General features: G+C 73.0%; 28 protein-coding genes and 1 pseudogene. 17 read left to right on the top strand and 12 right to left on the bottom strand.

What is annotated here, in order from left to right:
• Positions 1 to 58: 58 nt before the first annotated feature.
• From ACLIN4_RS32760 to ACLIN4_RS32750, 3 genes are all read right to left on the bottom strand, one after another.
• Entirely contained in the window at positions 59 to 784 is a 726-nt protein-coding gene (locus ACLIN4_RS32760) for a class I SAM-dependent methyltransferase (protein ID WP_307651672.1), read from the bottom strand.
• A gap of 97 nt (positions 785 to 881) precedes the next feature.
• Positions 882 to 1,499, bottom strand: coding sequence for a sigma-70 family RNA polymerase sigma factor (locus tag ACLIN4_RS32755; RefSeq protein ID WP_307651673.1), 618 nt, complete (start codon positions 1,497 to 1,499; stop codon positions 882 to 884).
• 194 nt (positions 1,500 to 1,693) lie between these two features.
• Entirely contained in the window at positions 1,694 to 2,419 is a 726-nt protein-coding gene (locus ACLIN4_RS32750; protein ID WP_307651674.1) for a hypothetical protein, read from the bottom strand.
• A 358-nt stretch (positions 2,420 to 2,777) separates the two neighbouring features.
• Here ACLIN4_RS32750 and ACLIN4_RS32745 point away from each other — a divergent pair, with 358 nt between their 5' ends.
• The 3 genes from ACLIN4_RS32745 to ACLIN4_RS32735 all read left to right on the top strand — a co-directional run bounded on the left by ACLIN4_RS32745 (position 2,778) and on the right by ACLIN4_RS32735 (position 4,438).
• Positions 2,778 to 2,993, top strand: coding sequence for a hypothetical protein (locus tag ACLIN4_RS32745; protein ID WP_307651675.1), 216 nt, complete (start codon positions 2,778 to 2,780; stop codon positions 2,991 to 2,993).
• 111 nt (positions 2,994 to 3,104) lie between these two features.
• Positions 3,105 to 3,710 carry a flavodoxin family protein gene (locus tag ACLIN4_RS32740; protein ID WP_107479076.1) on the top strand — a complete coding sequence of 202 codons (606 nt, stop codon included), beginning with the start codon at positions 3,105 to 3,107 and terminating at the stop codon, positions 3,708 to 3,710.
• A 164-nt stretch (positions 3,711 to 3,874) separates the two neighbouring features.
• Complete coding sequence (locus ACLIN4_RS32735) at positions 3,875 to 4,438, top strand: Dps family protein (RefSeq protein ID WP_100047026.1); 564 nt, start codon at positions 3,875 to 3,877, stop codon at positions 4,436 to 4,438.
• 79 nt (positions 4,439 to 4,517) lie between these two features.
• Here the strand turns inward: ACLIN4_RS32735 and ACLIN4_RS32730 are convergent, their stop codons facing one another.
• Together ACLIN4_RS32730 and ACLIN4_RS32725 are read right to left on the bottom strand one after the other, a co-directional pair.
• On the bottom strand, positions 4,518 to 4,682 hold the full coding sequence (locus ACLIN4_RS32730) for a hypothetical protein (RefSeq protein WP_179342604.1): 165 nt from the start codon (positions 4,680 to 4,682) through the stop codon (positions 4,518 to 4,520).
• A 37-nt stretch (positions 4,683 to 4,719) separates the two neighbouring features.
• A complete protein-coding gene (locus tag ACLIN4_RS32725; protein ID WP_100047027.1) occupies positions 4,720 to 5,076 on the bottom strand; it encodes a PRC-barrel domain-containing protein in 357 nt (118 codons plus the stop codon).
• Positions 5,077 to 5,250: 174 nt separating this feature from the next.
• Between ACLIN4_RS32725 and ACLIN4_RS32720 the strand changes: the two genes are divergently transcribed.
• The 3 genes from ACLIN4_RS32720 (at position 5,251) to ACLIN4_RS32710 (ending at position 7,522) form a co-directional block, all read left to right on the top strand.
• Positions 5,251 to 5,604: an STAS domain-containing protein gene (locus ACLIN4_RS32720; protein WP_100047028.1), complete on the top strand. Its 354-nt coding sequence runs from the start codon at positions 5,251 to 5,253 to the stop codon at positions 5,602 to 5,604.
• On the top strand, positions 5,601 to 6,527 hold the full coding sequence (locus ACLIN4_RS32715) for an anti-sigma factor RsbA family regulatory protein (protein ID WP_307651676.1): 927 nt from the start codon (positions 5,601 to 5,603) through the stop codon (positions 6,525 to 6,527). The genes ACLIN4_RS32720 and ACLIN4_RS32715 overlap by 4 nt, the downstream gene beginning before the upstream one ends.
• Positions 6,528 to 6,676: 149 nt before the next feature.
• Positions 6,677 to 7,522 carry an RNA polymerase sigma factor SigF gene (locus ACLIN4_RS32710; protein WP_107479078.1) on the top strand — a complete coding sequence of 282 codons (846 nt, stop codon included), beginning with the start codon at positions 6,677 to 6,679 and terminating at the stop codon, positions 7,520 to 7,522.
• A 102-nt stretch (positions 7,523 to 7,624) separates the two neighbouring features.
• On the opposite strand, the pseudogene ACLIN4_RS32705 reads toward ACLIN4_RS32710, so the two are convergent.
• Positions 7,625 to 7,737: pseudogene (locus ACLIN4_RS32705) on the bottom strand (MerR family transcriptional regulator); the annotation flags it as partial.
• Positions 7,738 to 7,866: 129 nt separating this feature from the next.
• A complete protein-coding gene (locus ACLIN4_RS32700) occupies positions 7,867 to 9,069 on the bottom strand; it encodes a Ku protein (RefSeq protein WP_411576500.1) in 1,203 nt (400 codons plus the stop codon).
• A gap of 243 nt (positions 9,070 to 9,312) precedes the next feature.
• Between ACLIN4_RS32700 and ACLIN4_RS32695 the strand changes: the two genes are divergently transcribed.
• Positions 9,313 to 10,434 carry a lipid II:glycine glycyltransferase FemX gene (locus ACLIN4_RS32695; protein ID WP_107479080.1) on the top strand — a complete coding sequence of 374 codons (1,122 nt, stop codon included), beginning with the start codon at positions 9,313 to 9,315 and terminating at the stop codon, positions 10,432 to 10,434.
• A 101-nt stretch (positions 10,435 to 10,535) separates the two neighbouring features.
• Here ACLIN4_RS32695 and ACLIN4_RS32690 read toward each other — a convergent pair whose 3' ends face one another.
• A complete protein-coding gene (locus ACLIN4_RS32690; RefSeq protein ID WP_307651677.1) occupies positions 10,536 to 12,002 on the bottom strand; it encodes a purine-cytosine permease family protein in 1,467 nt (488 codons plus the stop codon).
• A 69-nt stretch (positions 12,003 to 12,071) separates the two neighbouring features.
• Between ACLIN4_RS32690 and ACLIN4_RS32685 the strand changes: the two genes are divergently transcribed.
• The 3 genes from ACLIN4_RS32685 (at position 12,072) to ACLIN4_RS32675 (ending at position 15,135) form a co-directional block, all read left to right on the top strand.
• On the top strand, positions 12,072 to 12,713 hold the full coding sequence (locus tag ACLIN4_RS32685) for a TetR/AcrR family transcriptional regulator (protein WP_107479082.1): 642 nt from the start codon (positions 12,072 to 12,074) through the stop codon (positions 12,711 to 12,713).
• Positions 12,714 to 12,735: 22 nt separating this feature from the next.
• A complete protein-coding gene (locus tag ACLIN4_RS32680; RefSeq protein WP_107479083.1) occupies positions 12,736 to 14,361 on the top strand; it encodes an amidohydrolase in 1,626 nt (541 codons plus the stop codon).
• A 75-nt stretch (positions 14,362 to 14,436) separates the two neighbouring features.
• The gene (locus ACLIN4_RS32675) at positions 14,437 to 15,135 is read left to right on the top strand and encodes a type 1 glutamine amidotransferase (RefSeq protein WP_289910131.1); all 699 of its coding nucleotides are present in this window, start codon (positions 14,437 to 14,439) and stop codon (positions 15,133 to 15,135) included.
• A gap of 3 nt (positions 15,136 to 15,138) precedes the next feature.
• Here the strand turns inward: ACLIN4_RS32675 and ACLIN4_RS32670 are convergent, their stop codons facing one another.
• Positions 15,139 to 16,332: a GDSL-type esterase/lipase family protein gene (locus tag ACLIN4_RS32670; RefSeq protein WP_289910080.1), complete on the bottom strand. Its 1,194-nt coding sequence runs from the start codon at positions 16,330 to 16,332 to the stop codon at positions 15,139 to 15,141.
• Positions 16,333 to 16,367: 35 nt separating this feature from the next.
• Positions 16,368 to 16,937, bottom strand: a complete 570-nt coding sequence (locus tag ACLIN4_RS32665; RefSeq protein ID WP_100047038.1) for a TetR/AcrR family transcriptional regulator — start codon at positions 16,935 to 16,937, stop codon at positions 16,368 to 16,370.
• A gap of 146 nt (positions 16,938 to 17,083) precedes the next feature.
• Between ACLIN4_RS32665 and ACLIN4_RS32660 the strand changes: the two genes are divergently transcribed.
• The 7 genes from ACLIN4_RS32660 to ACLIN4_RS32630 all read left to right on the top strand — a co-directional run bounded on the left by ACLIN4_RS32660 (position 17,084) and on the right by ACLIN4_RS32630 (position 23,828).
• Positions 17,084 to 17,641, top strand: coding sequence for a DUF488 family protein (locus ACLIN4_RS32660; protein ID WP_290012127.1), 558 nt, complete (start codon positions 17,084 to 17,086; stop codon positions 17,639 to 17,641).
• Between the two features lie 38 nt (positions 17,642 to 17,679).
• Positions 17,680 to 18,633 carry a hypothetical protein gene (locus ACLIN4_RS32655; protein WP_107479087.1) on the top strand — a complete coding sequence of 318 codons (954 nt, stop codon included), beginning with the start codon at positions 17,680 to 17,682 and terminating at the stop codon, positions 18,631 to 18,633.
• Between the two features lie 89 nt (positions 18,634 to 18,722).
• Positions 18,723 to 19,064, top strand: a complete 342-nt coding sequence (locus ACLIN4_RS32650) for an SCO0607 family lipoprotein (RefSeq protein WP_290012126.1) — start codon at positions 18,723 to 18,725, stop codon at positions 19,062 to 19,064.
• 178 nt (positions 19,065 to 19,242) lie between these two features.
• On the top strand, positions 19,243 to 20,043 hold the full coding sequence (locus ACLIN4_RS32645; protein WP_289910085.1) for a hypothetical protein: 801 nt from the start codon (positions 19,243 to 19,245) through the stop codon (positions 20,041 to 20,043).
• 94 nt (positions 20,044 to 20,137) lie between these two features.
• Positions 20,138 to 21,022: a DMT family transporter gene (locus tag ACLIN4_RS32640; RefSeq protein ID WP_107477947.1), complete on the top strand. Its 885-nt coding sequence runs from the start codon at positions 20,138 to 20,140 to the stop codon at positions 21,020 to 21,022.
• A gap of 42 nt (positions 21,023 to 21,064) precedes the next feature.
• Positions 21,065 to 22,519, top strand: coding sequence for a basic amino acid/polyamine antiporter (locus ACLIN4_RS32635; protein ID WP_307651678.1), 1,455 nt, complete (start codon positions 21,065 to 21,067; stop codon positions 22,517 to 22,519).
• 46 nt (positions 22,520 to 22,565) lie between these two features.
• Positions 22,566 to 23,828: an arginine deiminase gene (locus tag ACLIN4_RS32630; RefSeq protein ID WP_290012123.1), complete on the top strand. Its 1,263-nt coding sequence runs from the start codon at positions 22,566 to 22,568 to the stop codon at positions 23,826 to 23,828.
• 27 nt (positions 23,829 to 23,855) lie between these two features.
• Here ACLIN4_RS32630 and ACLIN4_RS32625 read toward each other — a convergent pair whose 3' ends face one another.
• Both ACLIN4_RS32625 and ACLIN4_RS32620 read right to left on the bottom strand, forming a co-directional pair.
• Entirely contained in the window at positions 23,856 to 24,134 is a 279-nt protein-coding gene (locus ACLIN4_RS32625; protein ID WP_100047045.1) for a hypothetical protein, read from the bottom strand.
• A gap of 110 nt (positions 24,135 to 24,244) precedes the next feature.
• A complete protein-coding gene (locus ACLIN4_RS32620) occupies positions 24,245 to 25,135 on the bottom strand; it encodes an MBL fold metallo-hydrolase (protein ID WP_107477950.1) in 891 nt (296 codons plus the stop codon).
• Positions 25,136 to 25,167 lie beyond the last annotated feature (32 nt).

Raw genomic sequence — 25,167 nt, 5'->3', positions numbered from 1 at the left:
GCCGGGTGCCGCGTCAGCCGCGACCGACGCGCGCGGGGTGCCCCGTGTCCCGGCCGGTCTATGAGCGTCGTGCGACGAACACGAACTCCCTGCCCGGGCGGTCGGGGGCGTCCCGCACCTCCTCCAGCACGAACCCCTGGGCGTCGAGGTCGGCCTCGACCTCGTGCCGCTCGCGGAAGCGCAACGTCGAGTCGGAGGTCAGCACAGCGCCGTCCGAGGCGAAGACGTACGTCCAGCGGAAGCTCACCAACGGCCACCGCACCTCCGTCAGCGCGCACCAGCTCTCCACCGCGCCGACGCCGGGGATCTCCGTGACCCGCCACGTCCGCTCGCGGTTCCACTCCTCCCAGGCGCGGCGGGCCGGGTCCCGGGTCTCGAACACCAGGTGTCCCCCGGGCCGCAGGGCGTCGTGGGCGCCCCGCAGCGTCCCGTGCCACGCCCGTGTCCCGGTGATGGCCTGCGCGACGTTCGCCGTCATGGTCGCCAGGTCGGCCCGCAGCTCCGGGAGCGAGGTCGCGTCGCCCTCGATCCACCGCACCCGGTCACCGCCCGCCTTGCCCCGCGCCACCGCGAGGGACGCGCCCGCGGGGTCGACGCCGACGACGTCCATGCCGCGGTCGGCCAGCAGCAGGGCGAACACCCCCGTGCCGCAGCCGATGTCCAGCACGCGCCGCGCCCCGACCTCCTCCGCCGTGCGCAAGTACAGAAGCAGGTCACCGCGATCGGGGTCGAGGGCGTCGTGGACCGCCGCGAGCCGCGGATGCCGGAAGCACTCGTCAGCCATGCGGCCGACGGTAGCCGAAGTCCGCGGCCGGGGCGGCGGCCCGGCGGGAACGGGCCCGGTACACCGGGTCACCCGGCACGTCCCCGCCGTCGGTCCGTCAGGCGGCGGCGGTCACCGGCACGGGGCGCTCCGCGTCGTTCAGCCACTCGATGAGGGAGGTACGGGCGCGGGCGACCCGTGAGCGCACCGTCCCTATCGGGCACGCGCTGACGTCGGCCGCCTCCGCGTACGGCAGCCCGAGCAGCTGGGTGAGGACGAACGCCTCGCGCCGCTCGTCGGGGAGTGTGTCCAGCAGCTCGGCGAGGGCGATGCCGTCCTCGAAGCCGGGCAGACCGCGCGGCTGGGTGCGTTCGGCGGCCGACTCCCAGTCGTCCGTGGCCGCCGGCCGCGGCCGGCAGGAGTTGTAGCGGATGTTGTCGATCACCGCGCGGCGGGCGATGGAGAGCAGCCAGGTGCGGGCCGAGGACCGTCCCTCGAAGCGGTGCAGGCTGCCGAGTGCCCGCAGGAACGTGTCCTGGGTGAGGTCGTCGGCGCTCTGCGGGTCGGCGCCGAGGAACGTCACGTAGTGGTGGACGTCCCGGTGCAGTGCGCGCACGAAGTGCTCGACCGCGTCGGGGTCGCCGGTGCCCGCGGCGAGCGCCCAGGCCGTGATGGACGCCTCCTCGGCGTCCGTGTCCGGCTGCCGGCGTGAAGGGGGCAGGGCAGGAGTGATCACCTGTGTCCGTCCTTGTCGGGATCGGGGGTCCGGCCTCCGGGCGGGCTCGCCCGTGCGGGACGGGCAGGCGGCACGGAAGGACCGGTGACGGGGTTGCGGCCGGGCGTCGGAGCGCGCGGCCGGAGCCCGAGGTGCGGCGCCGTCGGCTCGACGGCTCGGCGGGTGCGCCGGCGGCCTCGGGAAGCCTGCTGTCGTCAGGCGACAGCGGTCCCGGCGGGCGGACCCCTGGAAGTGATCGCATGGGTGGTGGAGAGACGGCGCGGTGCCCGGTCCGAGGTGGCCCGGCGGGGACCTACCCGGGGCCGGTGCGGCGGCGCGGCCGGCCGCAGCGGCAGGCTCAGCGGAGCGAGGAGCCGGGCGGCGAGGGACCGCACGATGCGGAAGGCGGCGCGCTCGCCGTGGGCCAGCCACAGCCCGCACAGCAGCGCGGCCACCAGATGGGCGGCGAGCATCCCCGACGGGGACATGCTCCCCATGGCGTGACCGACGGCGTCAGCGCCGTCCGAGCCGTGCGGGGCGTGCACGGCATGGCCGCCGTGCACGGCCGCGCCCATGGGCATCGGCGCGGCGCCCGGCACCGCGCCCGGCCCCGACGGCATCCGGCACAGCAGGACGTCCAGCCACCGGCGTAGGAGGGACGTGTCGCCGGAAGGGCCGGGGTGCGCCCCCGCCTGGGCGAGCGAGAAGGAGGCGTGCAGGACGGTCTGGGCGGCCACCGCGAGCCCTACGACGGCGAAGGGGCCGCGTTCCCGGCCGGCGAGCCACCAGGCGGCTCCGCCCGTCGCCGACGCGCCCGCCGCCACGGCCCACCAGGGCACCGCCGCACCGGACATCAGGAGGTGGCCCAGGGCGGCGAGCAGCACACAGACGGCCGCGAACACCGCGGCCCGTACCGTGCGACAGCACCACCCTGCTCTCATGGCGGCCTCATCCTCGCATCCGCGCTTCCGTGATCACCGGTGAGTACGGTTTCCGGTCCGGCTCCCCACTCAATCCGACGCGCGTGACCCGCGCCATACCCCGTCACGCCCGTCCACGCCCGTCCACGCCCTGGCCCGACGCACGTACGGTCGGACGGCGGGCCCGTCGGGTTCCCGGCGGCCCCCGTGGAATCGGGGCGACGGAGGCGGAGCGGGGTGCACCGGCGCACGGTGGCCGTCCGCCGTGCCCCCGCGTCCGGCGCGGGGTGCGCGTCCGCTGCCGCCGCGCCGGGTATCTCACCGGCAGTCCCCACGACCGCCGGTGCGGTCACTCGTTCCCCACGGAAGGTGAAGGAGCATGACCGAACCCCACGGGCTGGAGCCCGTCGCGACGTTCTGCGGCAACTGCGACTGCGGCTGCCCGCAGCTGTTCGTCGACCCGGACGCCCCCGCCGAGCGACGGATCGTCCTGACCGACGACTTCGGCCAGCGCGTGCAGATGAGCGCCGACCAGTTCTCGTCGCTGGTCGACGACGCCAAGCGGGGCAGGCTGGACGGCATCGCGGCGCCCTGAGCCGCCCCGCCGGACCGCATCGCACCCGCCCGCGACCGCCGTGCGGCCGGGCGGGTGAACGCCCTCGCTGTACGACGGTCGCGAGCCGCCTCGCGGGGAACAGGGACAGGCATGCGCGCACTCGTCATCAACTGCACCCTCAAGCCTTCCCCCCGGCCCTCGAACACCGAGGCCCTCGCCGGCACTGTCATCGCGGCGCTCAAGGGCCACGGCGTCGAGGTGGACGTCGTACGAGCCGTCGACCTCGATCTCAAACCCGGGGTCGAGACCGACATGGGCGAGGGCGACGACTGGCCCGGCGTGCACGAGAAGCTGCTGTCGTCGCAGATCCTGGTCATCGCGTCGCCGACCTGGCTCGGCCGTCCCTCCTCGGTCGCCCAGCGGGTCCTCGAACGCATGGACGCCATGCTCTCCGAGACCGACGACGAGGATCGTCCGGTCGCCTACAACCGCGTCGCCGGCGTACTGGTCACCGGGAACGAGGACGGCGCCCACCATGTGATCAGCGAGATCAGCGGGGCGCTCACGGACATCGGCTACACCGTCCCGGGCCAGGCGTGGACCTACTGGCACCTCGGCCCCGGCCCCGGCCCCGACTACCTGGACGACGACCGGGGCCACGACTGGTCCGCCTCCACCGGCCGGGCGATGGCGTCCAACCTGGTCCACGCGGCCCGCGCGCTGGCGGCGATGCCGCTGCCGGCCCCGCCGTCCTGACGGCGTCGCCGCCCGCCCCGGAAGGACCGGAAGCAAGCGCGGAAGAATGGCCCGCCCCATGCGGGAGACCCGTCCTCCCCGGCCGTGCATGTCTGCCGTCGCCGATGCGGGGCATTCGTGCACGTGCAACGACGTACGAACCGCATGAGGAGCTGAAGTCCGCCATGACGCACGACCTGACCCCGAAGTACACGGTCCCCGGCATCGAGCGCGAGGCCGCCGGGCGGCTGATCGGCGTGCTGCGCATGCGTCTGCACGCTCTCAACGATCTGCACCTGACCCTCAAGCACGTGCACTGGAACGTCGTGGGACCGCACTTCATCGCGGTGCACGAGATGATCGACCCCCAGGTCGACCAGGTGCGCGAGATGGCCGACGACGTAGCGGAGCGCATCGCCGCACTCGGCGGGGTGGCGCAGGGCACGCCCGGGGCGCTGGTCTCCGAACGGAAGTGGGACGACTACTCCATCGGACGGGCCGACGCCATCGCCCATCTCGGCGCGCTCGACGTCGTCTACACCGGAGTGGTCGAGGGGATGCGCGCGGCGGTCGAAGAGGCAGGGAAGATCGACCCCGCCACCGAGGACCTCCTGATCGGCCAGCTCAGGGATCTGGAGCAGTTCCAGTGGTTCGTGCGGGCCCATCTGGAGAGCGCCGGAGGCACCCTGGCCACGGGCACCGCGACCTCCGAGACCGAGGCGGCGCGGCGCGGGGCGGAACTCGGCTAGGACACCGGACCCCGCACGGGGCCGACCGCGCCGCTCCGGCTCGACGGTCGGCCCCCGCATGCGCACCCGGGTACGTGCTTCAGCGTCCGGGGCGTCCCCGGCGCCCGATGAGCACCCCGACGAGGATCAGGTCGGCGACCAGCAGCGCGACGCCGATGACGAACAGGTAGAACAGCCCTTCGGCGGCCAGTCCGATCACTGCGAGGACCACCGCCACCAGCAACAGCAGCAGGAACAGGCTCATGGTCGTCGTCTCCCCTCGGGAGGGCTCGTCGGACGGTTCAGCGCCGGCCGAGCCTGCGCTCTCCCCGGCTGCCCTGCTCGTACGGCAGGTCGTAGTGGGCGAAGACCGCGCCCTCCTCCTCGGCCGCGAGTTCGCCGTCGGGATCGATCCCGGGCGCGTCCTTGACCACGCTCTTGTCGTAGGTGACCTTCAGGTAGCTCGGGCCGACGGTGGCCTTGTCGACCGGGACGAACACCAGACGCCGGCGGGTCGGCAGTCCGATGGTGACCGCCGCGAACGCGGGCCGGTCGGTGGCGGTGTCGAAGTAGATGGACTCGAGGGTGCCGATCTTTCGGCCGCCGCTGTCGACGACGTCCTGGCCCCGCCAGTCACGGATGTTGTCGGCTTCGAACATGGTTCGTCTTCCCTTCCGAGGACACGCTCACTGTCGTGTTCCCCGATTCGCTCCCCCGTCGCATGTGTGGTCCCCGGTCCGGCGTACGGCGCCCACCTCGCGATAGGCTGCCTGGCCGGAGAAGGCACCCGGGACACGGACGGACACCCGGCGGATTTCCGAAGGAGACCGAGTGTGGATGCCACAGGCCCCACGGGCGGACCGTCCCGGGAGCGGGGCGGTGCCGTGCTGGAGGTGGGTCCGTTGTCCGGCCGTCCCGGCATCCGTGCCAGCGGAGAGATCGGCGTGACCACCCGCCGGTCCTGGGAGAACGCTCTCACCGAACTGTCCCGGCGGCACGCCGACGTGTCCTACGTGGAGCTGTCCGGCGTGCGATTCGTCGACGTGGCCGGCGTGGCGGCGCTCGCCGTCACCGCCATGAACCTGCCCGGCGGGCGGGTCGTCGTGGAGCAGCCGCCGCCGCAACTGCCCCGGGTGCTGGAGCTGTTCTGGCCGTCGCTGCAGCGGATCGAGGTGGCACCGCGATGAGCACGGTGGTAACCGAGGAGATCTTCTCGCACCCGGCGCTGTTCTACCGCTCCGAGGACGAGTACGCCGACCGGACGGTGACGTTCGTGCGGGAGGGGCTGGCCGCCGGCGAGCCGGTGGCGGTGGCGGTGCCCGGCCCCAACCTCGAGCTGATCAGGACGGGGCTGGGCGAGGACGCGCGGGACATCACCTTCCTCGACATGACGGAGGCCGGGCGGAACCCGGGGCGGATCATCCCCGGTGTGCTCCGGGCGTTCGCCGACCGGCACCCCCGGGGACGGGTGCGCATCATCGGCGAGCCGGTCTGGGCCGGGCGGAGCGCGGCGGAGTACCCGGCATGCGCGCAGCACGAGGCGCTGATCAACGAGGCGTTCGCGGGCCGTGCGGCGACGATCCTGTGCCCGTACGACGAGACCCGGCTGGACGCGGACGTCCTGGCCGACGCCCTGGTCACCCACCCGACGGTCATCGACCGGAGAGGCGAGCGGGCCAGCGGGTCCTACGACTGGCGTGCGGTGGTCGCCCGGTACAACGAGCCGCTCGGGCCCGGGCCGGGCGCCGCCGTCCTCGGCTTCGGTACCGAGGAGTTGCCCGAGGCGCGCCGCTTCGCCGTCGACCGGGCCAGGTCCCTCGGACTGTCCCAGCGGTTGCAGGACGTCGAGCTGGCGGTGGCGGAGCTGACCACCAACAGCGTGGTCCACGGTGGTGGTCAGGGAACGCTCGCGGTGTGGGCCGAGGCCGGGCAGGTGGTGTGCGAGGTCCGCGACGCGGGCCGGCTGACCGATCCGCTCGCCGGACGCCGGCCCCCGCAGCCGGGGCAGATCGGCGGCCGTGGACTGCTGCTCGTGCATCACGTCGCCGATCTGGTCCGGACACACACAGGGGAAGAAGGCACCACTGTCCGCTTCTATGTGGGCCTCTGACCCCTATGTCCCTTTCTGCGCGGGTCTGTGACGCCCCGTCGATCCGGCCGGCATCCGGGCAGGCATGAGAGCCATGGCCCGGGGTAGGCGGACTGTCGTCGGCCGGTGAGCCGACGGTGACGGGGGCCGATCGACTGGGAGGGCACATCATGGCGACGACGACCGCACAGACCATCGCGCACACCACCACGGGCATGCCGGAGGTCGAGGACCCGTCCAAGGTGGCGCCCAAGGACGCGCGGGAGTTGTCGAAGCTGTTCTTCGAGCAGCTGACGGTGCTGGAGGAGGGCACGCCCGAGTACCAGTACGCGCGCAACACGCTGATCGAGATGAACATGTCCCTGGTCCGCTTCGCGGCCGGCCGCTTCCGCAGCCGCGGCCCGGAGGAGATGGAGGACATCGTCCAGGTCGGCATGATCGGTCTGATCAAGGCCATCGACCGGTTCGAGCTGACCCGCGAGGTCGAGTTCACCTCGTTCGCCGTGCCGTACATCGTCGGCGAGATCAAGCGCTTCTTCCGGGACACCTCGTGGGCGGTGCACGTGCCCCGGCGGCTCCAGGAGGCCCGGGTCCAGCTGGCCCGCGCCACCGAGGAGCTGCGCAGCCGGCTCGGCCGCAACCCCACCACGAAGGAACTGTCCGAGCTGATGAGCCTGCCGGAGGACGAGGTCGTCGAGGCCCGCCTCGCGGCCAACGGCTACAACTCCGCCTCGCTGGACGCGGCCATCGGCGGCAGCGAGGACGGGGAGTCGGCCCTGGCGGACTTCATCGGCGCCGACGACGCCACGCTCGCGCTCGTGGACGACTTCCATTCGCTCGCGCCGATGATCGCCGAGCTGGACGAGCGCGACCGGCAGATCATCCACTGGCGGTTCGTCGAGGAGCTGACCCAGAAGGACATCGGCGAACGCCTCGGCGTCTCGCAGATGCACGTGTCCCGGCTGATCTCCCGCCTGCTGGCCCGCCTGCGCGAGGGCATGCTCACCACCTCCTGAGCCCGGACGGCCCCGTCGCGCGCCGGCCCGTGTACGCCCTGCGGCGTTCGGGGCGGCGCGTCGCCGTGTGCGGGGCGCTCGCGCAGGGTGCCCGCGAACTCCGGAACGGGCCGGGGGAACGACGGGACCGGTTCCTCGTAGTGCCGGATAGTGCGGGGGGGGGGCAACTCGGTGCGGGCGGCGATCTCGCCGATCTGCACGTGCTCGCCGTTCACGTCGGGCTCCTGGCACTGCTCGTTCCTGCCGGTGCCGCCTCCCGGCGGCCCTCCCATCCCGCCCCTGACGTCAGGGTGGAGATGTGGTCGTGCGGCGCTCACGCGTCCTGGTCACCGAGCCGGTCGTGCTCAGGCGGCGGCCGTCCTGCGCCGACGGCCGCCGCCGGCTCCGGTGAGGGCGTCGATGAGCTCGTCGCGGCTCATCCTCGACCGTCCCGCGATGTCCTGCTCGGTGGCGCGCTGGTAGAGCTCGGCCTTGCTCAGCTCCCGCAGCTCGCCACGCTTGGGCGGCTTGCCGCGGGAGGGGGCCGTGGCCTTCCGGCGCGCTCCGGCGGAGCGTTCGCCGGCGGTGCCCTTCGATCCGCCGGGCCGTTCGTCCCCGGGGCTCTTCTTCCTCCCGGCCCGCCCGTCCCCGGCGCTCTTCGCCTTGCCGGCCCGCCCGTCCCCGGTGCTCTTCGCCTTGCCGGCCCCTCGGGCACCGGCGTTCTTCGCCTTGTCGGCCCCTCGGGCACCGGCCTTCTTCGCCTTGTCGGCCGACTGCCCGCCGCCCGTGCCCTTCGCCCGCTCCAGGCTCCCCTGGAGCACCTCCATCAGGTCGACGACGTTGGTCGCCTGCGGCGCCTCCTCCGCGACGGCGACCTCCTCGCCCTCCGCCTTGGCCCGGACCAGTTCCCGGACCTTCTCCTGGTACGTGTCCCGGTAGCGGGCGGGGTCCCACGGGCCGCTGAGGGCGTCCACGAGTCGCAGCGCCATGTCGAGTTCCTTGCCCCGGCCCACCCTGCCCGAGGGCAGCTCGGGCAGTTCCCGGACCGGATCGCGGACCTCGTCGGCCCAGTGGAGGGTCTGGAGCACGAGGACCTCGTCCTCGGCGCGCAGCGCGGTCAGGTACTGGCGGTTGCGCATCACGAAGGTGGCGATGCCGGCCTTCCCGGCCTCGGCGAGTGCGGTGCGCAGCAACCCGTAGACCTTGAGGTACTCCTTGCCGCGCGGGGCCACGTAGTAGGTGCGGTCGAAGTAGACCGGTGCGATCCGGTCCAGGTCGACGAAGTCGGTGATCTCGAGGGCGCGTGAGCGACCCGGCGCGATCTCGTCCAGTTCGTCCGGCTCGACGACGACGTACTCGCCCTCGCCCACCTCGTAGCCCTTGACGATGTCGCCGGTGGCGACCTCCTCGCCGGTGCGTTCGTTGACCCGCCGGTTGCGGACACGGTCGAAAGTGCCGCGCTGCAACTGGTGGAAGTGGACGGTGTGGTCCTCGGTGGCCGTGAAGAGGCCGACGGGCACCGAGACCAGCCCGAACGTGATCACGCCTGTCCAGATCGCCCGTGCCATGGCTGCCCGCTCCCGTCCGCTCCCGTCCGCCCCGTCCGCACCACCCTGGCCCTCCAGGCTGACACCGGGCACCCACTCCCGCGCGCCGGGCGCAGCACACGGGTGGGCGGCGGGGCGACAGCGCGCGGATCGGCCACCGCCGGGGTTCCCTGTGATGTGCGGGAGGTCGACCGCGCCTGCGCCCTCGGCCGTCTCCCCCACCGCACGCAGCCGATGCCGAAGCCGAACAGAGGGACACCACCCATGAGCTGTCACCTGAAGCCGATCACCCGCGAGGAGCATCTGCGTTTCGTCGCGGCCCGGCCGTCCGTGAGCCACTTGCAGACCCCCGCGTGGGGTGACGTGAAGCCGGACTGGCGGGCGGAGAGCCTGGGCTGGTTCGACGAGCGCGGCGAACTGGTGGGGGCCGGACTGGTGCTGCTGCGGCCGCTGCCGAAGCTGAAGCGGTATCTGGCCTATCTGCCCGAGGGCCCGGTCATCGACTGGGACGCGCCCGACCTCGAGCGGTGGCTGGAGCCGATGCTCGCGCACCTGAAGCGGCGGGGTGCCTTCTCGGTGAAGATGGGGCCACCGGTGGTGGCCCGGCGCTGGAGCGCCGAGGCGGTCAAGACGGCGATCGCCGACCCGGGGGCCCGGCGGCTGGGAGACGTGGAGCCCACCGAGCGGGAGCCAGGGGCCGAGGCCGTCGCCGAGCGGCTGCGCCGGATGGGCTGGCGGCGCGGCGCACCGGGCGGCGAGGACGGTTTCGCCGCCGGGCAGCCCCGCTACGTGTGCCAGGTACCGCTCGCCGGACGGTCGCCGGAGCAGGTCCAGAACGGCTTCAACCAGCAGTGGCGCCGCAACGTCAAGAAGGCCGAGAAGGCGGGCGTCAAGGTGGTCCGGGGCGACCGCGAGGACCTGAAGGCGTTCTACGAGCTGTACGTCGAGACCGCCGAACGGGACCGGTTCGTCCCGCGACCGCTCGACTACTTCGAACGGATGTGGACGGCGCTGACGGCCGAGGACCCGGACCGCATGCGGCTCTACCTCGCCCACCACGACGGGGAGGTGCTCGCGGCGGCCACGATGCTGACCGTCGGCGAGCACGTCTGGTACTCCTACGGCGCCTCGACCAGCCGTCGGCGCGAGGTGCAGCCCAACAACGCGCTCCAGTGGCGGATGATGTGCGACGCCCTGGAACTCGGCGCGTCCGTCTACGACTTCCGCGGCATCACCGACACCCTCGACGAGGACAACCACCTGCTCGGGCTGCTGCGCTTCAAGGTCGGCGCCGGCGGTCGGGCCGTCGAGTACCTCGGTGAGTGGGACTACCCGCTCAACAAGGTGCTGCACAAGGCGCTGGACCTGTACATGTCGCGGCGCTGAACCTCCGGGAGCGGCCGGAACTCCCCGGCCGGCGCGGTGCTCGGCGACGGTTCCGCCGAAGACGCCGTTCCCCTCGGGCACCCGAGGGGCCGTACTCCGTGTCAGGCCGCACGCGCCCGGTACTTCCCACCGCGCGCCAGGAGCGCGTAGAGCGACGAGGCGACGGCTAGGCCGGCCGGCAGAGCCAGGTCCACGCCGCCCAGTGCCTGTGCGACCGGCCCCGTGTAGAGCGTGTTGACGCACAGGGCCGCGACGGTGACGCCGCCGGTGAGGGCGAGGGCGCCCGCCGGATTGACGCCGGCGGTGTACCAGAAGGGGCTGCCGGGTGTCTCGTCCATCAGCGCGGGGCCGTCGTACCGGTTGCGGCGCAGCAGGATGTCCGTGGCGTAGACGGCCAGGGCGGGGCCGAGCAGGACGACGGTGAGCTGGAGGACGTTGCTGACCGTGTCGAGGAAGTCGGAGACGAGGAGCCCGTACAGGGTGAGGGCGACGGCTGCGGTGCCGTCGGCGAGCACGCTGAGGGAGCGGCGGATGCGGATGCCGACGGCCTGGAGGGCGAGGCCCGCACTGTAGGCGGTCAGGGCGTTGATGGCGATGGTGCCGAGGACCAGGGCGAGCAGGAGGACCGGGCCGAACCAGTCGGGCAGGATCTGCCGCAGCCCCGCCTGCGGGTCCGTCATGTCGACGACCGTCGCGGCGCAGGCGCCGATCGCGCAGACGGCCACGCCGGGCAGGAAACCGCCGAGGAAGGTCCAGCCGACGATCGCCCGGCCGGGCGTGGTACGCGGGAGGTAGCGGGAGAAGTCGGCGCTGGTGGTGTACGACAGCGGGGCGGACGCGATCAGGGTGACGCCGGCCACCAGGACGGCCCACAGGCCGGTGCCGGTGAGCGGTTCGGACGGCACGTACGAGAAGTCGGCGTGCCGGAAGACGCCCACCGCGACGACGGCGAAGGCGGCCGTGAGGGTCAGCGTGATGGGGAGGTACAGCTTCATGATCATGGCGTGGCCGTAGACGCCGATGGCCAGCGTGAGGGCCGCGATCACCAGCACCACGGCGATCTTGACGCCGGTGTTCGCGGTGATGCCGGTCATCTCCACGAGGGCGAAGGCGGCCGTCGCGGCGGCGGCCAGGTTCAGGGCGAAGTAGCAGACGGAGATCAGCCAGCCCACGACCGCGTTGTTCACGCGGTTGCCGCGCACGCCGTACAGCGCCCGCGTGATCACCTCGCTCGGCGCGCCCGCCGCCGGCCCGGATATCGAGAGCAGGCCGGTGAGCAACCAGAAGAGGTTGCCCACCACGATCACCGCGAGCGCCTGCCACAGGGTCAGGCCCATGAGGATCAGGGCACCGCCGGTCACCAGGCTCAGGTAGTTGACGTTGGCCGCCGCCCAGACGGAGAACAACTGCCGGGGCCTGCCGTGGCGTTCGTGGTCGGGGATGTGGTCGATGCCGTGGGCCTCGACGCGGCCCGCCCGGTCCGAGGGGGACTGCGGGGGTGGTGGGGGTGATGCCTCCTGCCGCGCGGCTCCGGTGCCTGGTTGCGGGTCGGGGATCGTGGACGCCATGAGGCTCCTCCGGGGTGCTGGTATCCCACCTGCTTGCTTGTTGGTCGCACACTCAATAGCATTGATTCCATGCCGTCAAGCATTCCGAACAAGCGAATCCGCAAGTCTCCAGCGGCCAGACGTGCGGAAATCGTTGCCGCAGCCTCCAGCGTCGCTCTGACCGAGGGGCTGGAGTGCATCACACTGAGGCGGATCGCCGAGGAGCTGGACGTCCGCCCCGGATTGATCAGCCACTACTTCCCGGCGGTGGAGGACCTGGTGGCGGAGGCCTACGGCGACGCCGCCGGCGCCGAACTCGACGAACTCCTCCCGGCCGACCGGGGCGGGGCCACGCCGACCCGGCATCTGGCGCGCTTCTTCGCGCGGGCGGCCGGTCCGGAGTTCGACGGCATCAGCCGGCTGTGGCTCAACGCCCGCCACCTCAGCCGCTACCGGCCCGCGCTGCGCGACCGCGTGGCCGTCCAGGAGGCCGCGTGGCGCGACCGGCTGGAGGCGCTGATCCGCGAGGGCGTCGAGCGGGGCGAGTTCCGCACGGACGATCCGCTGGTGGCCGCCATACAGATCCTCGTCGTCCTCGACGGCCTCGGCATGCTCGTCAACAGCGCGGACACCGGCGACGACCCGCCCGCGGTACGGCGGATGCCGATGACCACCGCGGAGCGCGAACTCGGCCTGCCCGCAGGCGCCCTGACGCCCGCCGACACCAACTGAACCGCCCCTTCAAGGAGTGACTGTGCGCACCTCTCTCGTCCTGCTCTCGGCCCGGCTGCTCGACCCGGTCACCGGCGACTTCCTGCCGCAGACCGCGCTGGCCGCCGCCGACGGCCGGATCAGCGCCCTCGGTGACGACCGGGAGGTCCGGGCACTCGCGGACGCCTCGACCACGGTCGTCGACCTGAAGGGCGCCGTGGTGACTCCCGGCCTGGTCGACGGGCACATCCACCCCGTCACCGGCGCCGAACTCACCCACGGCCTCGACCTGTCGGGCTGCACCGACGTGGACCAGGTGCGCGAGGCGCTGGCCCGCGCGGTGCGGGACCTCGCCCCCGGCGCCTGGCTGCACGGCTGGGGCCTGGACCCCAACGTGTTCGGCGACCGCCCGGTGGAGACGGCACCCTTCGACTCCGTGCTCGACGGCGTGCCCGCGCTGCTGCTGCTCTTCGACGCGCACTCCATGCTGGCCAGCCGCCGCGCCCTCGAACTGGCCGGGGTGACCGGACCGCGCTCCTTCGCACAGGCCACGGCCGAGGTGGTGTGCGACGCCGGTGGGCGGCCCACCGGTCTGCTGCTGGAGGACGCCGCCTGCGAGCTGGTGGAACGGGTCGCTCCGCAGCCCACGCGCGAGGAGCGCCGCGACCGGCTCGCCGGCGCCCTGCGCGCCATGGCCGCGACCGGGCTGACGGGTGGTCACGTCATGGACGCGAACGGCGACAGCCTCGCCTTCTTCGCCGAGCTGGACCAGTCGGGGCGGCTGCCGCTGCGCCTGCGGGTGGCGCCCTGGTGCCAGCCGGGCACCGACGCGGACGGGGTGCGCGCGCTCGTCGACGGGCAGGGCGTGGGCGGGCGGCTGTGGCGGACCGCCGGCGTCAAGATCTTCATGGACGGGACCGTCGACAACGGCACCGCCTGGCTGGAGCAGCCCGACTGTCACGGCGAGTCCCGGCACGCCTTCTGGCCGGACCCCGAGGAGTACACCCGGATCGTCGGCGAGCTGCACCGGGCCGGCGTGCCCACGGCCACCCACGCGATCGGTGACGCGGCGGTACGCCATGTCCTCGACGCGGTCGAGAAGGCGCAGGCGGACGGCGGGCGCGGGGTGCGGCACCGGGTGGAGCACATCGAGACCGTCCCGGACGACACGCTGCGCCGGTTCGCCGGCCTCGGGGTCGTGGCGTCGATGCAGCCCACCCACTGCTGCGACTTCACCCGGGCCGACCACACCGACAACTGGTCCCGGCGCCTGGGCGAACCGCGCGCCTCTCGTGCCTGGCGCTGCCGCGACCTGCACGACTCCGGTGCCGTCGTGGTCCTCGGCTCCGACTGGCCCATCGCTCCGTACCCGCCGCTGGGTGTCATGGCCGGCGCCCGCCACCGCCGCCCGACCCGTGACCTCAGCCGGGCGCCGCACGGCCCGGAGCAGGCCCTGACGGCGCTGGAGGCGCTGCGCGGCATGACCGTGAACGCGGCCTACGCGGCCGGCGAGGAGCACGAGGCCGGACGGATCGCCGTCGGTCACCGCGCCGACCTGACCGTTCTCGCCGCCGACCCGCTCACCGTACCGGCCACCGAACTGGCCGACGTGCCGGTGCTGTTGACGGTCCTCGACGGCGACCCCACGCACCGTGCCGCGAATCTGTGACGCGATCGGAGGGTTGCGGCCCACCATGTGCCGGGCAGTGAGGTTCTGTCCGGGCGCATGAGGCGGGGGTGGGCGATGTCGCGGCTGCTGGTGGTGCAGAACGGTCCCGGTGGCGGTCCGGGCCGGTTCGCTGACTGGCTGGACGCGGACGGGCTGTCCCTGGACGTGGTGCACGCGTACACCGGTGCGCCGCTCCCCGGGCACCTGGCGCACGACGGCGTCATGGTGCTCGGGGGCGGCTACCTGCCCGACGACGACGCCCGCGCGCCTTGGCTGGCGCCCACCCGCTCGCTGGTCGCCGAGGCGCTGGAGCGGGGCGCCCCCGTGTTCGGGATCTGCCTCGGCGGGCAGCTCCTCGCCCATGTCGCGGGCGGCACGGTCCGGGGCGAGCACGGCGAACCGGAGTTCGGCAGCACTCCGCTCGCCCTGCGGTCCGGAGCCGGGGACGACGCGCTCCTGGCGGGGCTGCCGGACCGGGTGACGGCCATCGAGCACCATGTCGACGCGATCACCGCCCTGCCGCCGGGCGCCGCCTGGCTGATGGAGAGCGAGCGCTGCGCCCACCAGGCCTTCCGGGTGGGTGACCGGGCCTGGGGCGTGCAGTTCCACCCGGAGGCGGGTGCGGACCGGCTGCGGTCGTGGGACCCGGAGCGGCTGCGGGCCCTCGGGCTGGACCCGGCGGAGCTGTGCCGCCGGGCGGAGCGCGACGAGCCCGCCGCCGAAGCCGTCTGGCGCGAGGTGGCCCGGCGCTTCGCCGGCGTCGTACGGAGCTGACGATCAGCCGGTGGAGGCACCGTGGCCGGTGAAGGCTCCGTGGCCGGTGAAGGCCAGCTCGGCGAAGCGTTCGCCCATGCGGCGGTGGGTGGCGGCGTCCGGGTGGATGTTGTCGGGCAGGGGGAGTTCGGCCGCGTCGGCCTCGCCGTACAGCTCACGGCCGTCGAGGTAGTGCAGGTTCGGGTCGTCGGCCGCCCGCTGGGCCACGATCCGGGCCAGCTCGTCCCGGATGACGTTCAGGGTCAGCTTCCCGCTCGCGCGTTCCGCCGGGTCGCCGGTGGCCACGAAGCGCAGTCGCCCCTCGGCGACCCCGCCGAAGTCGGGGGCGAGCGGTCCGGGGGTGTCCTCGTGGACGGGGCACAGGACGGGTGAGACGACCAGCAGCGGAGCCGTGGGGTGGCCCTCGCGGACGGTGTCGAGGAAGCCGTGCACAGCGGGGCCGAAGGCGCGCAGGCGCATGAGGTCGGCGTTGACCACGTTGATGCCGACCTTGACGCTGATCAGGTCGGCGGGGGTGTCGCGCATGGCCCGCGCGGTGAACGGGTCGAGCAGGGCGCCGCCGCCCAGGCCCAGGTTGATCAGTTCGACGCCGCCGAGGGAGGCGGCCAGCGCGGGCCAGGTGGTGGTGGGGCTCGCGGCGTCGGAGCCGTGGCTGATCGAGCTGCCGTGGTGCAGCCACACCCGGCGGCCCGCGTCCGGGGCCGGTTCGACGGGGGCGTCGGCGCGCAGGGCCACGAGTTCGGTGGTCTCGTTGTGCGGCAGCCAGATCTCGACGTCCTTGTCGCCCCCGGGCAGGTCCGCGAAGCGGAGGGTGCCGACCGGGCCGGGCTCGACGGACGCCGTTCCGGTGGTCATGTCGATGGTCAGGGTGTTGCCGCCCGCGACACTGCCGCGACCCGCCGGGCGTCCGTCGACCAGCAGGTCGTACACGCCGTCCGGGCGCGGCGGAACGCCCGCGTAGACGCGCTTGGTGGGCAGGGTGTCCAGTTCCAGGACGGTGGCCCGGGTGCGCAGGGCCAGGCGTACGCCCGAGGGCTGGGACTCGGCCATGGCCAGCTGTCCGTCGGTGTTCTGGGCACGGGCCCGGGCGGGCAGCCGGTGCGGCAGCAGACCGTGCTCGGTGCGCTCGAGGTCGAGGGCGCCGCGGACCAGGTCCGGGGTGATCGGGGTGGTGATCCAGTCATCTTGGCTGTGCATGTCGTCTCCGGCTGGGGTGGTGCTCGGTACGGGGTTCAAGGTGTGGGCCAGTTGCGCAGCAGGGCGTCGAGGGCGTCCACGATCCGGGTCCAGGTCTCCTGCGTGTCGGGGGCGCTGTGGCTGAAGCCGCCGCCCATCTCGAGGCTGACGTAGCCGTGGAAGACGCTGCCCAGCAGCCGCACCGCGTGGGTCTGGTCGGGTTCCGTCAGGTCGTAGCCGCGCAGCACGGCGCGGGTCATCCGCGCGTGGCGGACGCCCGCGCTCGCCGCGGCCGTCTCGGGGTCCAGCCGCAGCTGGGCCGCGGCGTAGCGGCCGGGGTGCTCCCGGGCGTAGTCGCGGTAGACGTCCGCGAAGGCGGCGAGGGCGTCCTTCCCGGCCCGTCCGGCCAGGGCAGTGGCGGCCCGGTCGGCGAGTTCCTCCAGGGCGAGCAGGGCGATGCGGGTCTTGAGGTCCTGGGAGTTGCGCACGTGCGAGTAGAGACTCGCGACCTTGACGTCGAACCGCCTGGCCAGCGCGGAGACCGTCACCTGGTCGAAGCCGACCTCGTCGGCCAGCTCCGCGCCCGCCCGCACCAGGCGTTCCGTGGTCAGCCCCACTCGAACCATAATCATCCCTTCGTTTACCTGAATCGATTATGCATTTACCTAAAGCATTTAGGCAACTATGTGGCCCGGCCTGCCGGGTTCCGCGGCGGCGGCGCGCGTCCGCGCCGAGGAGGCATGAGCGAGCGCGGCGAGGGGACCCCGTCCACATGTCCCGTCCCCACCTGGTCACGTTCGGGCACGGCACCGCGGGCCGCGCCGCGCTGGCCGAGCTGCTGCGGGGTGCCGGTGTCTCGGCCGTGGTGGATGTCAGGACGGCGCCGGGCAGCCGCCGCGACGCCGACCTGCTGCGGGAACGGCTCGCCCGGTGGCTGCCCGAGGAAGGGTTCGCCTACCGGTGGGAGCAGCGGCTGGGCGGCTTCCGGAGGCCGGCGCCGGACTCGCCCGACGTGGTGTGGCGCAACATGTCGTTCCGCGGGTACGCCGGCCACACCCGTTCGCCGGAGTTCGTCACCGCCATGGACGAGTTGCTGGACCGGGCGGCGCGGGAACGCACCGCGGTGATGTGCGGTGAAGCGGTGTGGTGGCGGTGCCACCGGCGCCTGATCGCCGACTTCGCCTTGCTGGCCCGCGACACCCCCGTGGAGCACCTCATGCACGACGGCCGCCTGACGGCCCACTCCCCCACCCCGGGGGCGCGGCTGCGGACGGACGGACTCCTCGTGTACGACGACGAGGAGACGGCGGCGAGGCACTCGCGGTCGTAACGGCCGGAGCACACACGTCGAGGCGGAGGCGGAGGACCATGCGGCGCGAGGACGGACACCGCGGGGCGGACGGCGACCACGACGCGGAGTCGGTCGAGTCGGTGCTCGACGAGCTCTACACCACGCCGCCGTCCGACTTCGTCCCGCGCCGTACGGAACACGCCGCGGCCGCCAGGGCGGCAGGCCGCGGGGAGGACGCCCGCCGCATCCGCGCGGCCCGCCGGCCCACGCTCGCAGCCTGGGCGGCGAACCTGCTGACCCGTTTCCGGCCGGAGGAGAGCCGCCGGTTCCTGGACCTGGGGCAGGCACTGCGCGAGGCATACCGCACCCTGGACGCCGACGGTCTCAAGGAACTCTCCGCGCAGCGCCGGAGCGTCGTCTCCGCGCTGTCCCGGCAGGCCGCCGAACTCGCCGACGAGGCGGGGCACCGACTGTCCGAGGCGGCGCGGCGGGAGGTCGAGTCGACCCTGCAAGCCGTCCTCGCGGACCCGGGCTCGGCCGCGAGATGGGCCGGCGGACACCTGGAGGGCGCCCTGACCCCGCCGTCGGAGTTCCCCTCCGGCACCGTCCCGGCCGAGCCCGCGCCACGCGAGCGGCCTTCCCTGCCGAAAGCGCCTCCCCCGGGCCGCGCGAAGGACGAACTCGCCGAACGGCGCCGCAAGCGGCAGGAAGAACTCACCCGCGCCGAACAGGCCGCGGAACGGGCCGCGCGGCAGGCGCGTGACCGACGGGCGGAACACGCGGACGCCGACGCCTCGTTGCGACGGACCGGCGACGAACTCCACCGTGCACGCGAGGAGATGTCCGCGGCCGAGCAGCGGCTGCGGCAGGCACGACAGGAACTGGAGCGGGCCGAACGGGAACAGCGGGAGTCCGAGGAACGGGAACGCGCGGCGGCTCACGCCCTGGACCGGGCCGAACGGGAGGCGCATGCGGCGGCACAGAAGGTGAACCGTCTGGCCGGCCGGGCCAAGTCCGGCCCGATCGAGTAGTACGCCCACGCGTCTGAGTACCCGTACTCATGAGACGCCCCTCCCGTCGGGGGAGGCTTGCCGTGTCAACCGGCCAGAGGGAGCCCGACATGCACATCGTCAGCCGAGTTCACCGTCCGTCAGCCGTACGCGGGGAGCGAAACGCCACACGGTCCGTCCTGGGTCTGGCACTGGCCTGCGCGGCCGCCGCCGCGGTGCTGACCGGCTGCTCCATGGAGGACGCGACCTGCGGCGGTGGTGAGTACCCGGTCCTCGCCGTCGGCGGCACCGGCAGCGCCTGCGTCCCCAACGGCGAGGAACCGCCCGAGGGTTACACCCGTTACCCGGAGGGCAAGGTGCCCGAGCACGTGGGCGACGAGTGGGACACCTACTGGCAGACGCACACCGTCGACGAGGACGGGAACATCGTGGAGGTGCCCGAGGGCCAGTGAGCAGGGGCTGTTCGCGGTCCGAACGCACGCACGAGGAAATGAGGCGGGACATACCACGGTGACGGCCATACGTGGTATACCGGCCGAGCGCCGATCGGACATGGTCCCCATGTCCCGCGCCCGATGTCCCAACGTTCCTCCCGAGCCTTCACGGCCGCGAATCGAGGAGAGTCACAGCATGTCCGAGAGTACGACGCAGCCCGCCACCGAACTGGCCTCGCAGTACAGCGTCCAGGTGACCGACGACCTGGAGCGCAACATCAAGGAGCAGGAACGCATCGGTGCGGAGATCACCGCCCTCCAGCAGCAGCTGGCCGCGCTGCAGCACGACCACGCCCTGCTGGTGAACATGCAGCAGGCGCTCGGCCTCACCTCGGCGCCGTCCCAGCCGGCGACCGCGCCGGAGCCCGCCGCCGCGACCGACTCGGCCGGCGTGCCCGCACCCCGTGACGGCGCCGCCACGGAGCCGGGCGCCGGGAAGCGGACGCGGGGCCGCAAGGCCGCCGCCGCACCCAAGCGCGCCGCCGCCCCGAAGCCGGGCGCCAAGCCGGCCGCGAAGTCCGCGACCAGGTCGAAGCCGGCCGCGAAGTCCGCCCCCGAGCGGGCCGCGAAGTCCGCCACGAAGTCGGCCACGAAGGCCGCCGGGAAGCCCGCGGCGAAGAAGCCGTCGTCGCGGACCGCGTCCGCCGAGCAGGCCGCCGCCCAGCCCACGCTGGTCGAGCTGGTGCGCACCCACCTCACCGAACAGAGTGAGCCGCGCTCCGCCGCCGAGGTCGCCACGGCACTCGGTCGGGCGAACTCCGGACGCACCATCAAGACCACGGTCGTGCGCACGACTCTCGAGGGGCTCGTCGCCAGGAACCAGGCGCAGCGCACCAAGCAGGGCACCTCGGTCTACTACACCGCCACCGACGCGCCCGAGGCGGCGAAGCAGCCGGCCACCGACACGAAGACCACGGCCGCACAGGACCAGGACTGACGGCCGCGGCACCCGGCACCGCCGGGTGGTGACCCCGTCCTCCCCCGCCGTGCGGCCGCGCGCGGCCGAGGGGAAACGGGGCGAGTATCGGTGGATGGGTGTTGTACTGCCGGTGCTCTTCGCACTCCTCGCCGCGTTCAGCAACGCGCTGGCCACCGTGCTCCAGCGCCGGGCGGCGTTGACCGTGCCGCAGTCCCAGGGCTTCCGCCCGGGGCTCGTCGTCGACCTGTTGCGGCGGCCGGTCTGGCTCGGCGGCATGCTGGCCGTCGTCGTCGCCGGTGTGGGGCAGGCGGTGGCCCTGGCGACGGGGCCGCTGTCACTCGTACAGCCGCTGTTCGTGCTGGAACTTCCGCTGGCGCTGTTGCTGGCCTCGCTGATGACCGGCCGCCGTCTGGCCCCCGCCCTGTGGCTGGCCGTGGGCGGGGTGGTCGTCGGACTGGGAGTCGCGCTGGCGTCGGCCGCGCCGGACGCCGGCCAGGACGACGTGCCCCTGGACCGGTGGCTGCCGACGCTGGTGGCCTGCGCCGGAGCGGCGGTGCTGCTGGCGGCGGCCGGTCTCAGGCGCCCCGTCGGCAAGGCCCGCGCCGGTTGCCTCGGTGCGGCCACCGCGGTGTGCTACGCGCTGACGGCGGCTCTGATGAAGGACTCCATGCACGTCCTGGACACCGACGGCCTGACCGGCTTCCTGACCACGTGGCAGACGTACGGCTTCGCCGCGGCCGGTGTCGCCGCGGTGCTCCTGCTGGAGCACGCCATGCAGGGCGGCCCCCTGGTCGCCTCCCAGCCCGCCCTCACCCTGGGGGACGCCGCGGTGAGTCTCATGCTCGGCGTGGTCCTCTACCGCGAGGACGTACGGGCCGGCTGGTGGGTCCTGCCGCAGTTGCTCGGGGTCGCCCTCATCGTCGCGGGGGTCCTGACGCTCGCCCGGCGAGGCATGGACCTGCGCGAGACGAACAAGATGCCCGAAGCCACCGCCTGAGGCACAGTGGTCGCACATCGCTGGGCGACCACGAGGGACGGCATGTCGCAGGCCCCTGCTTCCGGCACCGACGGGGAGGCCCCGCCGGCCACCAAGCTACCCCTGTTCACCCTGACGGCCATGGTCGTCGGGTCGATGGTGGGTGCCGGGGTGTTCTCGCTGCCGGGGCGGTTCGCCGAGGAGACCGGCGTCGCGGGAGCGCTGATCGCCTGGGGCATCGCCGGCACGGGCATGCTGATGCTGGCCTTCGTCTTCCAGTTCCTCGCCGTGCGCAGACCCGACCTCGACGCCGGTGTGTACGCGTACGCCAAGGCGGGCTTCGGCGAGTACCTGGGCTTCTTCGCGGCCTTCGGCTACTGGGCCAGCACCTGCGTGGGCAACGTGACGTACTGGGTGCTCATCATGTCGACGATCGGCTCGGTCTGGCCGGAGCTCGGCGACGGGGACACCGCCCTCGCCGTGGTCCTGTCCTCGATCGGGTTGTGGGCGTTCTTCTGGATGATCCGGCGCGGGGTGAAGGAAGCGACGGCCATCAACAAGATCGTGACGGTGGCCAAGCTCGTCCCCATCGTCATCTTCGTGATCCTGGCGCTGGTGTACTTCCGACCGGGTGTGTTCGCCGACAACTTCGGCGGGGCGGACTACGCGGGTTCACTGTTCTCGCAGGTGCGCGGCACCATGCTGGCCACCGTGTTCGTCTTCCTCGGCGTCGAGGGCGCCAGCGTCTACTCCCGGCACGCCAAGCGCCGCTCGGACGTGGGCAGGGCGACGGTGCTGGGCTTCCTCAGCGTGTTCGCGGTCTTCGCGTCGGTGACCATCGTGTCGTACGGCATCATGCCGATGGCCGAGATCGCGGACCTGCGCCAGCCGTCCATGGCGGGAGTCCTGGAAGAGGCCGTCGGGACCTGGGGCAGGGTGTTCATCAGCGTCGGCCTGATCGTGTCGGTGCTGGGCGCCTACCTGGCGTGGACGCTGATGGCGGCCGAGGTGCTCTTCGTCGCCGCCAAGGACGACGACATGCCGCGCTTCCTGCGCCGCGCCAACGCGGTCGACGTGCCCGTGCCGGCACTGCTGATGACGTCGCTGCTCACCCAGGTGGTGCTGATCGCCACCAGTTTCTCGGACGACGCCTTCAACTTCGCGCTCAATCTGACCAGCGCCCTGTCCCTGATCCCGTACCTGCTGGCGGCTGCCTTCGCGGTGCGGATCGGCGTCCGTGACGACCCGCTCACGGAGGGCGGGCGGAGTTCCCGGCGTGAGCTGGCCGTCGGCGTCGTCGCCACGCTCTACACCGCGTTCCTGCTGTACGCGGCCGGACTGAAGTACGTCCTGGTCTCCTTCATCCTCTACGCCCCGGCGACGGCCCTGTTCGTGATGGCCCGTCGCGAACAGGGCAGGCGGCTGTTCTCCCCGGCGGAACTCGTCGTCCTCGCCGTCTCCGTGGCCGGCGCGGTCCTGGGCGTCGTCGCGCTGGCCGCCGGATGGATCAGCCTGTGAGCCCCGTCCCCTCCGTCCCCCGTCCCGCACCTCTCAAGGAGGCCGTGTGACCAGCAACGAAAGCGCCGTGCAGCCCGCGCTCGGCGTCCACTCCGAGGTCGGCCGGCTGCGCAAGGTCCTGGTGTGTTCGCCCGGCCTCGCGCACCGGCGGCTGACGCCGACCAACTCCGACGACCTGCTCTTCGACGACGTGATGTGGGTGGAGAACGCCCAGCGCGACCATGCCGCCTTCGTCGGCGAACTGCGCCGGCGCGGGGTGGAGGTGGTGGAGCTGCACGACCTGCTGGCGCAGATCATGGCGATCCCCCAGGCGAAGGCGTGGCTCCTGGACCGCAAGATCACCGCCAACCAGGTCGGCGTCGGGCTCATCGACGCCACCCGCGCCTACCTGGAGACCCTGTCGCCCAGGGAGTTGGCCGAGTTCCTGGTCGGCGGACTCGCCGTCGGCGATCTGCCCGAGGACTTCCGCTCCCCGTACCTCGCCCTCGCCCGCGAGTCCACCGGCGCCCGCGAGTACCTGATGCCGCCGCTGCCCAACACCCTGTACACCCGCGACACCACCTGCTGGCTGTACGGCGGGGTCACCCTCAACCCCTTGTACTGGCCCGCGCGGCACGACGAGACCCTGCTGATGAAGGCGATCTACACCTTCCACCCCGACTTCAGGGGTTCGAAGGTGTGGTGGGGCGATCCCGAACTCGACTGGGGCCAGGCCACCTTCGAGGGCGGCGACATCATGCCGGTGGGCAACGGCGTGGTCCTCATGGGCATGAGCGAGCGCACCTCCCGCCAGGCCATCACCCAGGTCGCCGCGTCACTGTTCCGCAGCGGCGCCGCCGAGCACGTCGTCGTGGCCGGGATGCCGAAGCTGCGGTCCGCCATGCACCTGGACACGGTGTTCACCTTCGCCGACCGCGACGTGGTGACCCTCTACCCGCGCATCATGGACGCGGTGCGCACCTTCTCGCTGCGCCCCGGCGACCGGGCCCCCGGCTTCGACGTCGTCGACGAGGGCACGACGCCGTTCGTCGACGTCGTCGCCAAGGCGCTCGGACTGTCCTCGCTGCGGGTGGTGGAGACGGGCGGCGACGCCTACGCCTCCGAACGCCAGCAGTGGGACAGCGGCAACAACGCCGTCGCGATCGAACCGGGCGTGGTGTTCACCTACGACCGCAACACCCTCACCAACGCCCTGCTGCGCGAGGCCCGCGTCGAGGTCGTCACCATCGTGGGCGCGGAACTGGGCCGGGGCCGCGGCGGCGGGCACTGCATGACCTGCCCGCTGGTACGGGACCCCGTCGACTTCTGAGCGTCCCCGGGGCGCCCCGGCCGCCCCTCACCGGCAGAACCCGTACGCCTGCTCCAGCCACCGGTGCAGCGCCGTGTGAACACTGCCGGGGAGCTGGCTGAGCCGTTCGATGGCGGCCCGGTCCCCGGCGGAGGGCGCGATGCCGGCCGCGGTCAGCAGCGCGAGCAGGTCCAGTCGGCGCAGGTCGGCGGGGTCGATGCGACTGGGGACGCGTTGGGCGGGGTCGGGCGGCTGGAGCAGGAAGTCGCCGCCGGTGTCGCGGGAGCGCGCCGGGTCGGCGGCGGTCGGGGCAGTCATGGTGTGCATACCGCGGTCCTCCACTTGGTGGGTCGCCGTTCTCGACGGGAAGAGACACCGGCGCGGCGACGGCGGTTGCGGACCGGCCGCCGGACCACACGGTGGATGCAATCGGCGCCTTATCGCACGAACCGGCCGGGCACGGGCGCGAGTCGGTACGCGTCCCCGTGGTGGACGACCCGGCCCGCGGTGGGGGGCGGGAAGTGGGTGCCCAGCACCAGTGTGTCCGTACCGGCCAGCGAGGCCAGCAGGGAGCGCCGGGTCGACTCGGCGCGCGCCGGGTCGATGTCCACGCAGCTGCCCAGTGCGGGGCGGGCGAGTTGCACGGGGTGGTGGACGCAGTCCCCGGTGACGATCGCGCCGGCGCCGGGTTCGCCCACCCGCACGGTGACGTGGCCCGGTGTGTGTCCGGGGGTCGGCAGGAGTCGCAGGCCGGGCGCGAGGTCGGTGCCCTCGGCGGGGACCTCCACGGCGTCGAGGAGCCCGGCGTCCTCGACCGGGTCCACGGAGTCCCGGAACATCTGGCGCCGCGGTTCGTCCATGGCGTACCCGGCCCAGAATTCGCGCTCGGCGCGGGAGACGACGTAGCGGGCGTTGGGGAAGGTGGGGACCCAGCCGGCGTCGGTCCGCCTCGTGTTCCAGCCGACGTGGTCGGTGTGCAGGTGGGTCAGGATCACCAGGTCGACGGTGTCCGGGGGGAATCCCGCCCCGGTGAGCCGCTCCAGGTAGTCGGTGCGCAGGTTGTGCCAGGCGGGGTTCGCGCGCGTCTTGCCGTTGCCGATGCCCGTGTCGACGAGGACGCGCAGCCCGCCGGTGGTCAGGGCGAAGCTGTGGCTGCCGAGCCGCAGGACGCCGTCCTCGTCGGCGAAGTCGGGGTGCAGCCACCGCTCGCGGGTGACCACGTCCGGGGTGGCGCCGGGCAGCAGCCAGGGTCCGGTGGCGGGCGGCAGGAGGGTCTCGTCGATGCGGTGGACGGTGGTGTCGCCCACGGTCCAGGAGGGGGTCTGCATGGCGGTGCCGTCTTTCGTCGACGCAGCTAAAA

The sequence above is a fragment of the Streptomyces mutabilis genome, from assembly GCF_046628145.1.
In the GTDB taxonomy this organism is placed as follows: domain Bacteria; phylum Actinomycetota; class Actinomycetes; order Streptomycetales; family Streptomycetaceae; genus Streptomyces; species Streptomyces mutabilis.
Note: the sequence above shows the minus strand (reverse complement) of the source record. Positions and strands in the feature narration are given on the sequence as shown.

Excerpts from the sequence above, each read along its gene's own strand:
- ACLIN4_RS32760 (WP_307651672.1), bottom strand. The coding sequence starts at position 784 with ATGGCTGACGAGTGCTTCCGGCATCCGCGGCTCGCGGCGGTCCACGAC.
- ACLIN4_RS32750 (WP_307651674.1), bottom strand. The coding sequence starts at position 2,419 with ATGAGAGCAGGGTGGTGCTGTCGCACGGTACGGGCCGCGGTGTTCGCG.
- ACLIN4_RS32745 (WP_307651675.1), top strand. The coding sequence starts at position 2,778 with ATGACCGAACCCCACGGGCTGGAGCCCGTCGCGACGTTCTGCGGCAAC.
- ACLIN4_RS32740 (WP_107479076.1), top strand. The coding sequence starts at position 3,105 with ATGCGCGCACTCGTCATCAACTGCACCCTCAAGCCTTCCCCCCGGCCC.
- ACLIN4_RS32735 (WP_100047026.1), top strand. The coding sequence starts at position 3,875 with ATGACGCACGACCTGACCCCGAAGTACACGGTCCCCGGCATCGAGCGC.
- ACLIN4_RS32730 (WP_179342604.1), bottom strand. The coding sequence starts at position 4,682 with ATGAGCCTGTTCCTGCTGCTGTTGCTGGTGGCGGTGGTCCTCGCAGTG.
- ACLIN4_RS32725 (WP_100047027.1), bottom strand. The coding sequence starts at position 5,076 with ATGTTCGAAGCCGACAACATCCGTGACTGGCGGGGCCAGGACGTCGTC.
- ACLIN4_RS32715 (WP_307651676.1), top strand. The coding sequence starts at position 5,601 with ATGAGCACGGTGGTAACCGAGGAGATCTTCTCGCACCCGGCGCTGTTC.
- ACLIN4_RS32710 (WP_107479078.1), top strand. The coding sequence starts at position 6,677 with ATGGCGACGACGACCGCACAGACCATCGCGCACACCACCACGGGCATG.
- ACLIN4_RS32700 (WP_411576500.1), bottom strand. The coding sequence starts at position 9,069 with ATGGCACGGGCGATCTGGACAGGCGTGATCACGTTCGGGCTGGTCTCG.
- ACLIN4_RS32695 (WP_107479080.1), top strand. The coding sequence starts at position 9,313 with ATGAGCTGTCACCTGAAGCCGATCACCCGCGAGGAGCATCTGCGTTTC.
- ACLIN4_RS32690 (WP_307651677.1), bottom strand. The coding sequence starts at position 12,002 with ATGGCGTCCACGATCCCCGACCCGCAACCAGGCACCGGAGCCGCGCGG.
- ACLIN4_RS32685 (WP_107479082.1), top strand. The coding sequence starts at position 12,072 with ATGCCGTCAAGCATTCCGAACAAGCGAATCCGCAAGTCTCCAGCGGCC.
- ACLIN4_RS32675 (WP_289910131.1), top strand. The coding sequence starts at position 14,437 with ATGTCGCGGCTGCTGGTGGTGCAGAACGGTCCCGGTGGCGGTCCGGGC.
- ACLIN4_RS32670 (WP_289910080.1), bottom strand. The coding sequence starts at position 16,332 with ATGCACAGCCAAGATGACTGGATCACCACCCCGATCACCCCGGACCTG.
- ACLIN4_RS32665 (WP_100047038.1), bottom strand. The coding sequence starts at position 16,937 with ATGGTTCGAGTGGGGCTGACCACGGAACGCCTGGTGCGGGCGGGCGCG.
- ACLIN4_RS32660 (WP_290012127.1), top strand. The coding sequence starts at position 17,084 with ATGTCCCGTCCCCACCTGGTCACGTTCGGGCACGGCACCGCGGGCCGC.
- ACLIN4_RS32655 (WP_107479087.1), top strand. The coding sequence starts at position 17,680 with ATGCGGCGCGAGGACGGACACCGCGGGGCGGACGGCGACCACGACGCG.
- ACLIN4_RS32650 (WP_290012126.1), top strand. The coding sequence starts at position 18,723 with ATGCACATCGTCAGCCGAGTTCACCGTCCGTCAGCCGTACGCGGGGAG.
- ACLIN4_RS32645 (WP_289910085.1), top strand. The coding sequence starts at position 19,243 with ATGTCCGAGAGTACGACGCAGCCCGCCACCGAACTGGCCTCGCAGTAC.
- ACLIN4_RS32640 (WP_107477947.1), top strand. The coding sequence starts at position 20,138 with ATGGGTGTTGTACTGCCGGTGCTCTTCGCACTCCTCGCCGCGTTCAGC.
- ACLIN4_RS32635 (WP_307651678.1), top strand. The coding sequence starts at position 21,065 with ATGTCGCAGGCCCCTGCTTCCGGCACCGACGGGGAGGCCCCGCCGGCC.
- ACLIN4_RS32625 (WP_100047045.1), bottom strand. The coding sequence starts at position 24,134 with ATGCACACCATGACTGCCCCGACCGCCGCCGACCCGGCGCGCTCCCGC.
- ACLIN4_RS32620 (WP_107477950.1), bottom strand. The coding sequence starts at position 25,135 with ATGCAGACCCCCTCCTGGACCGTGGGCGACACCACCGTCCACCGCATC.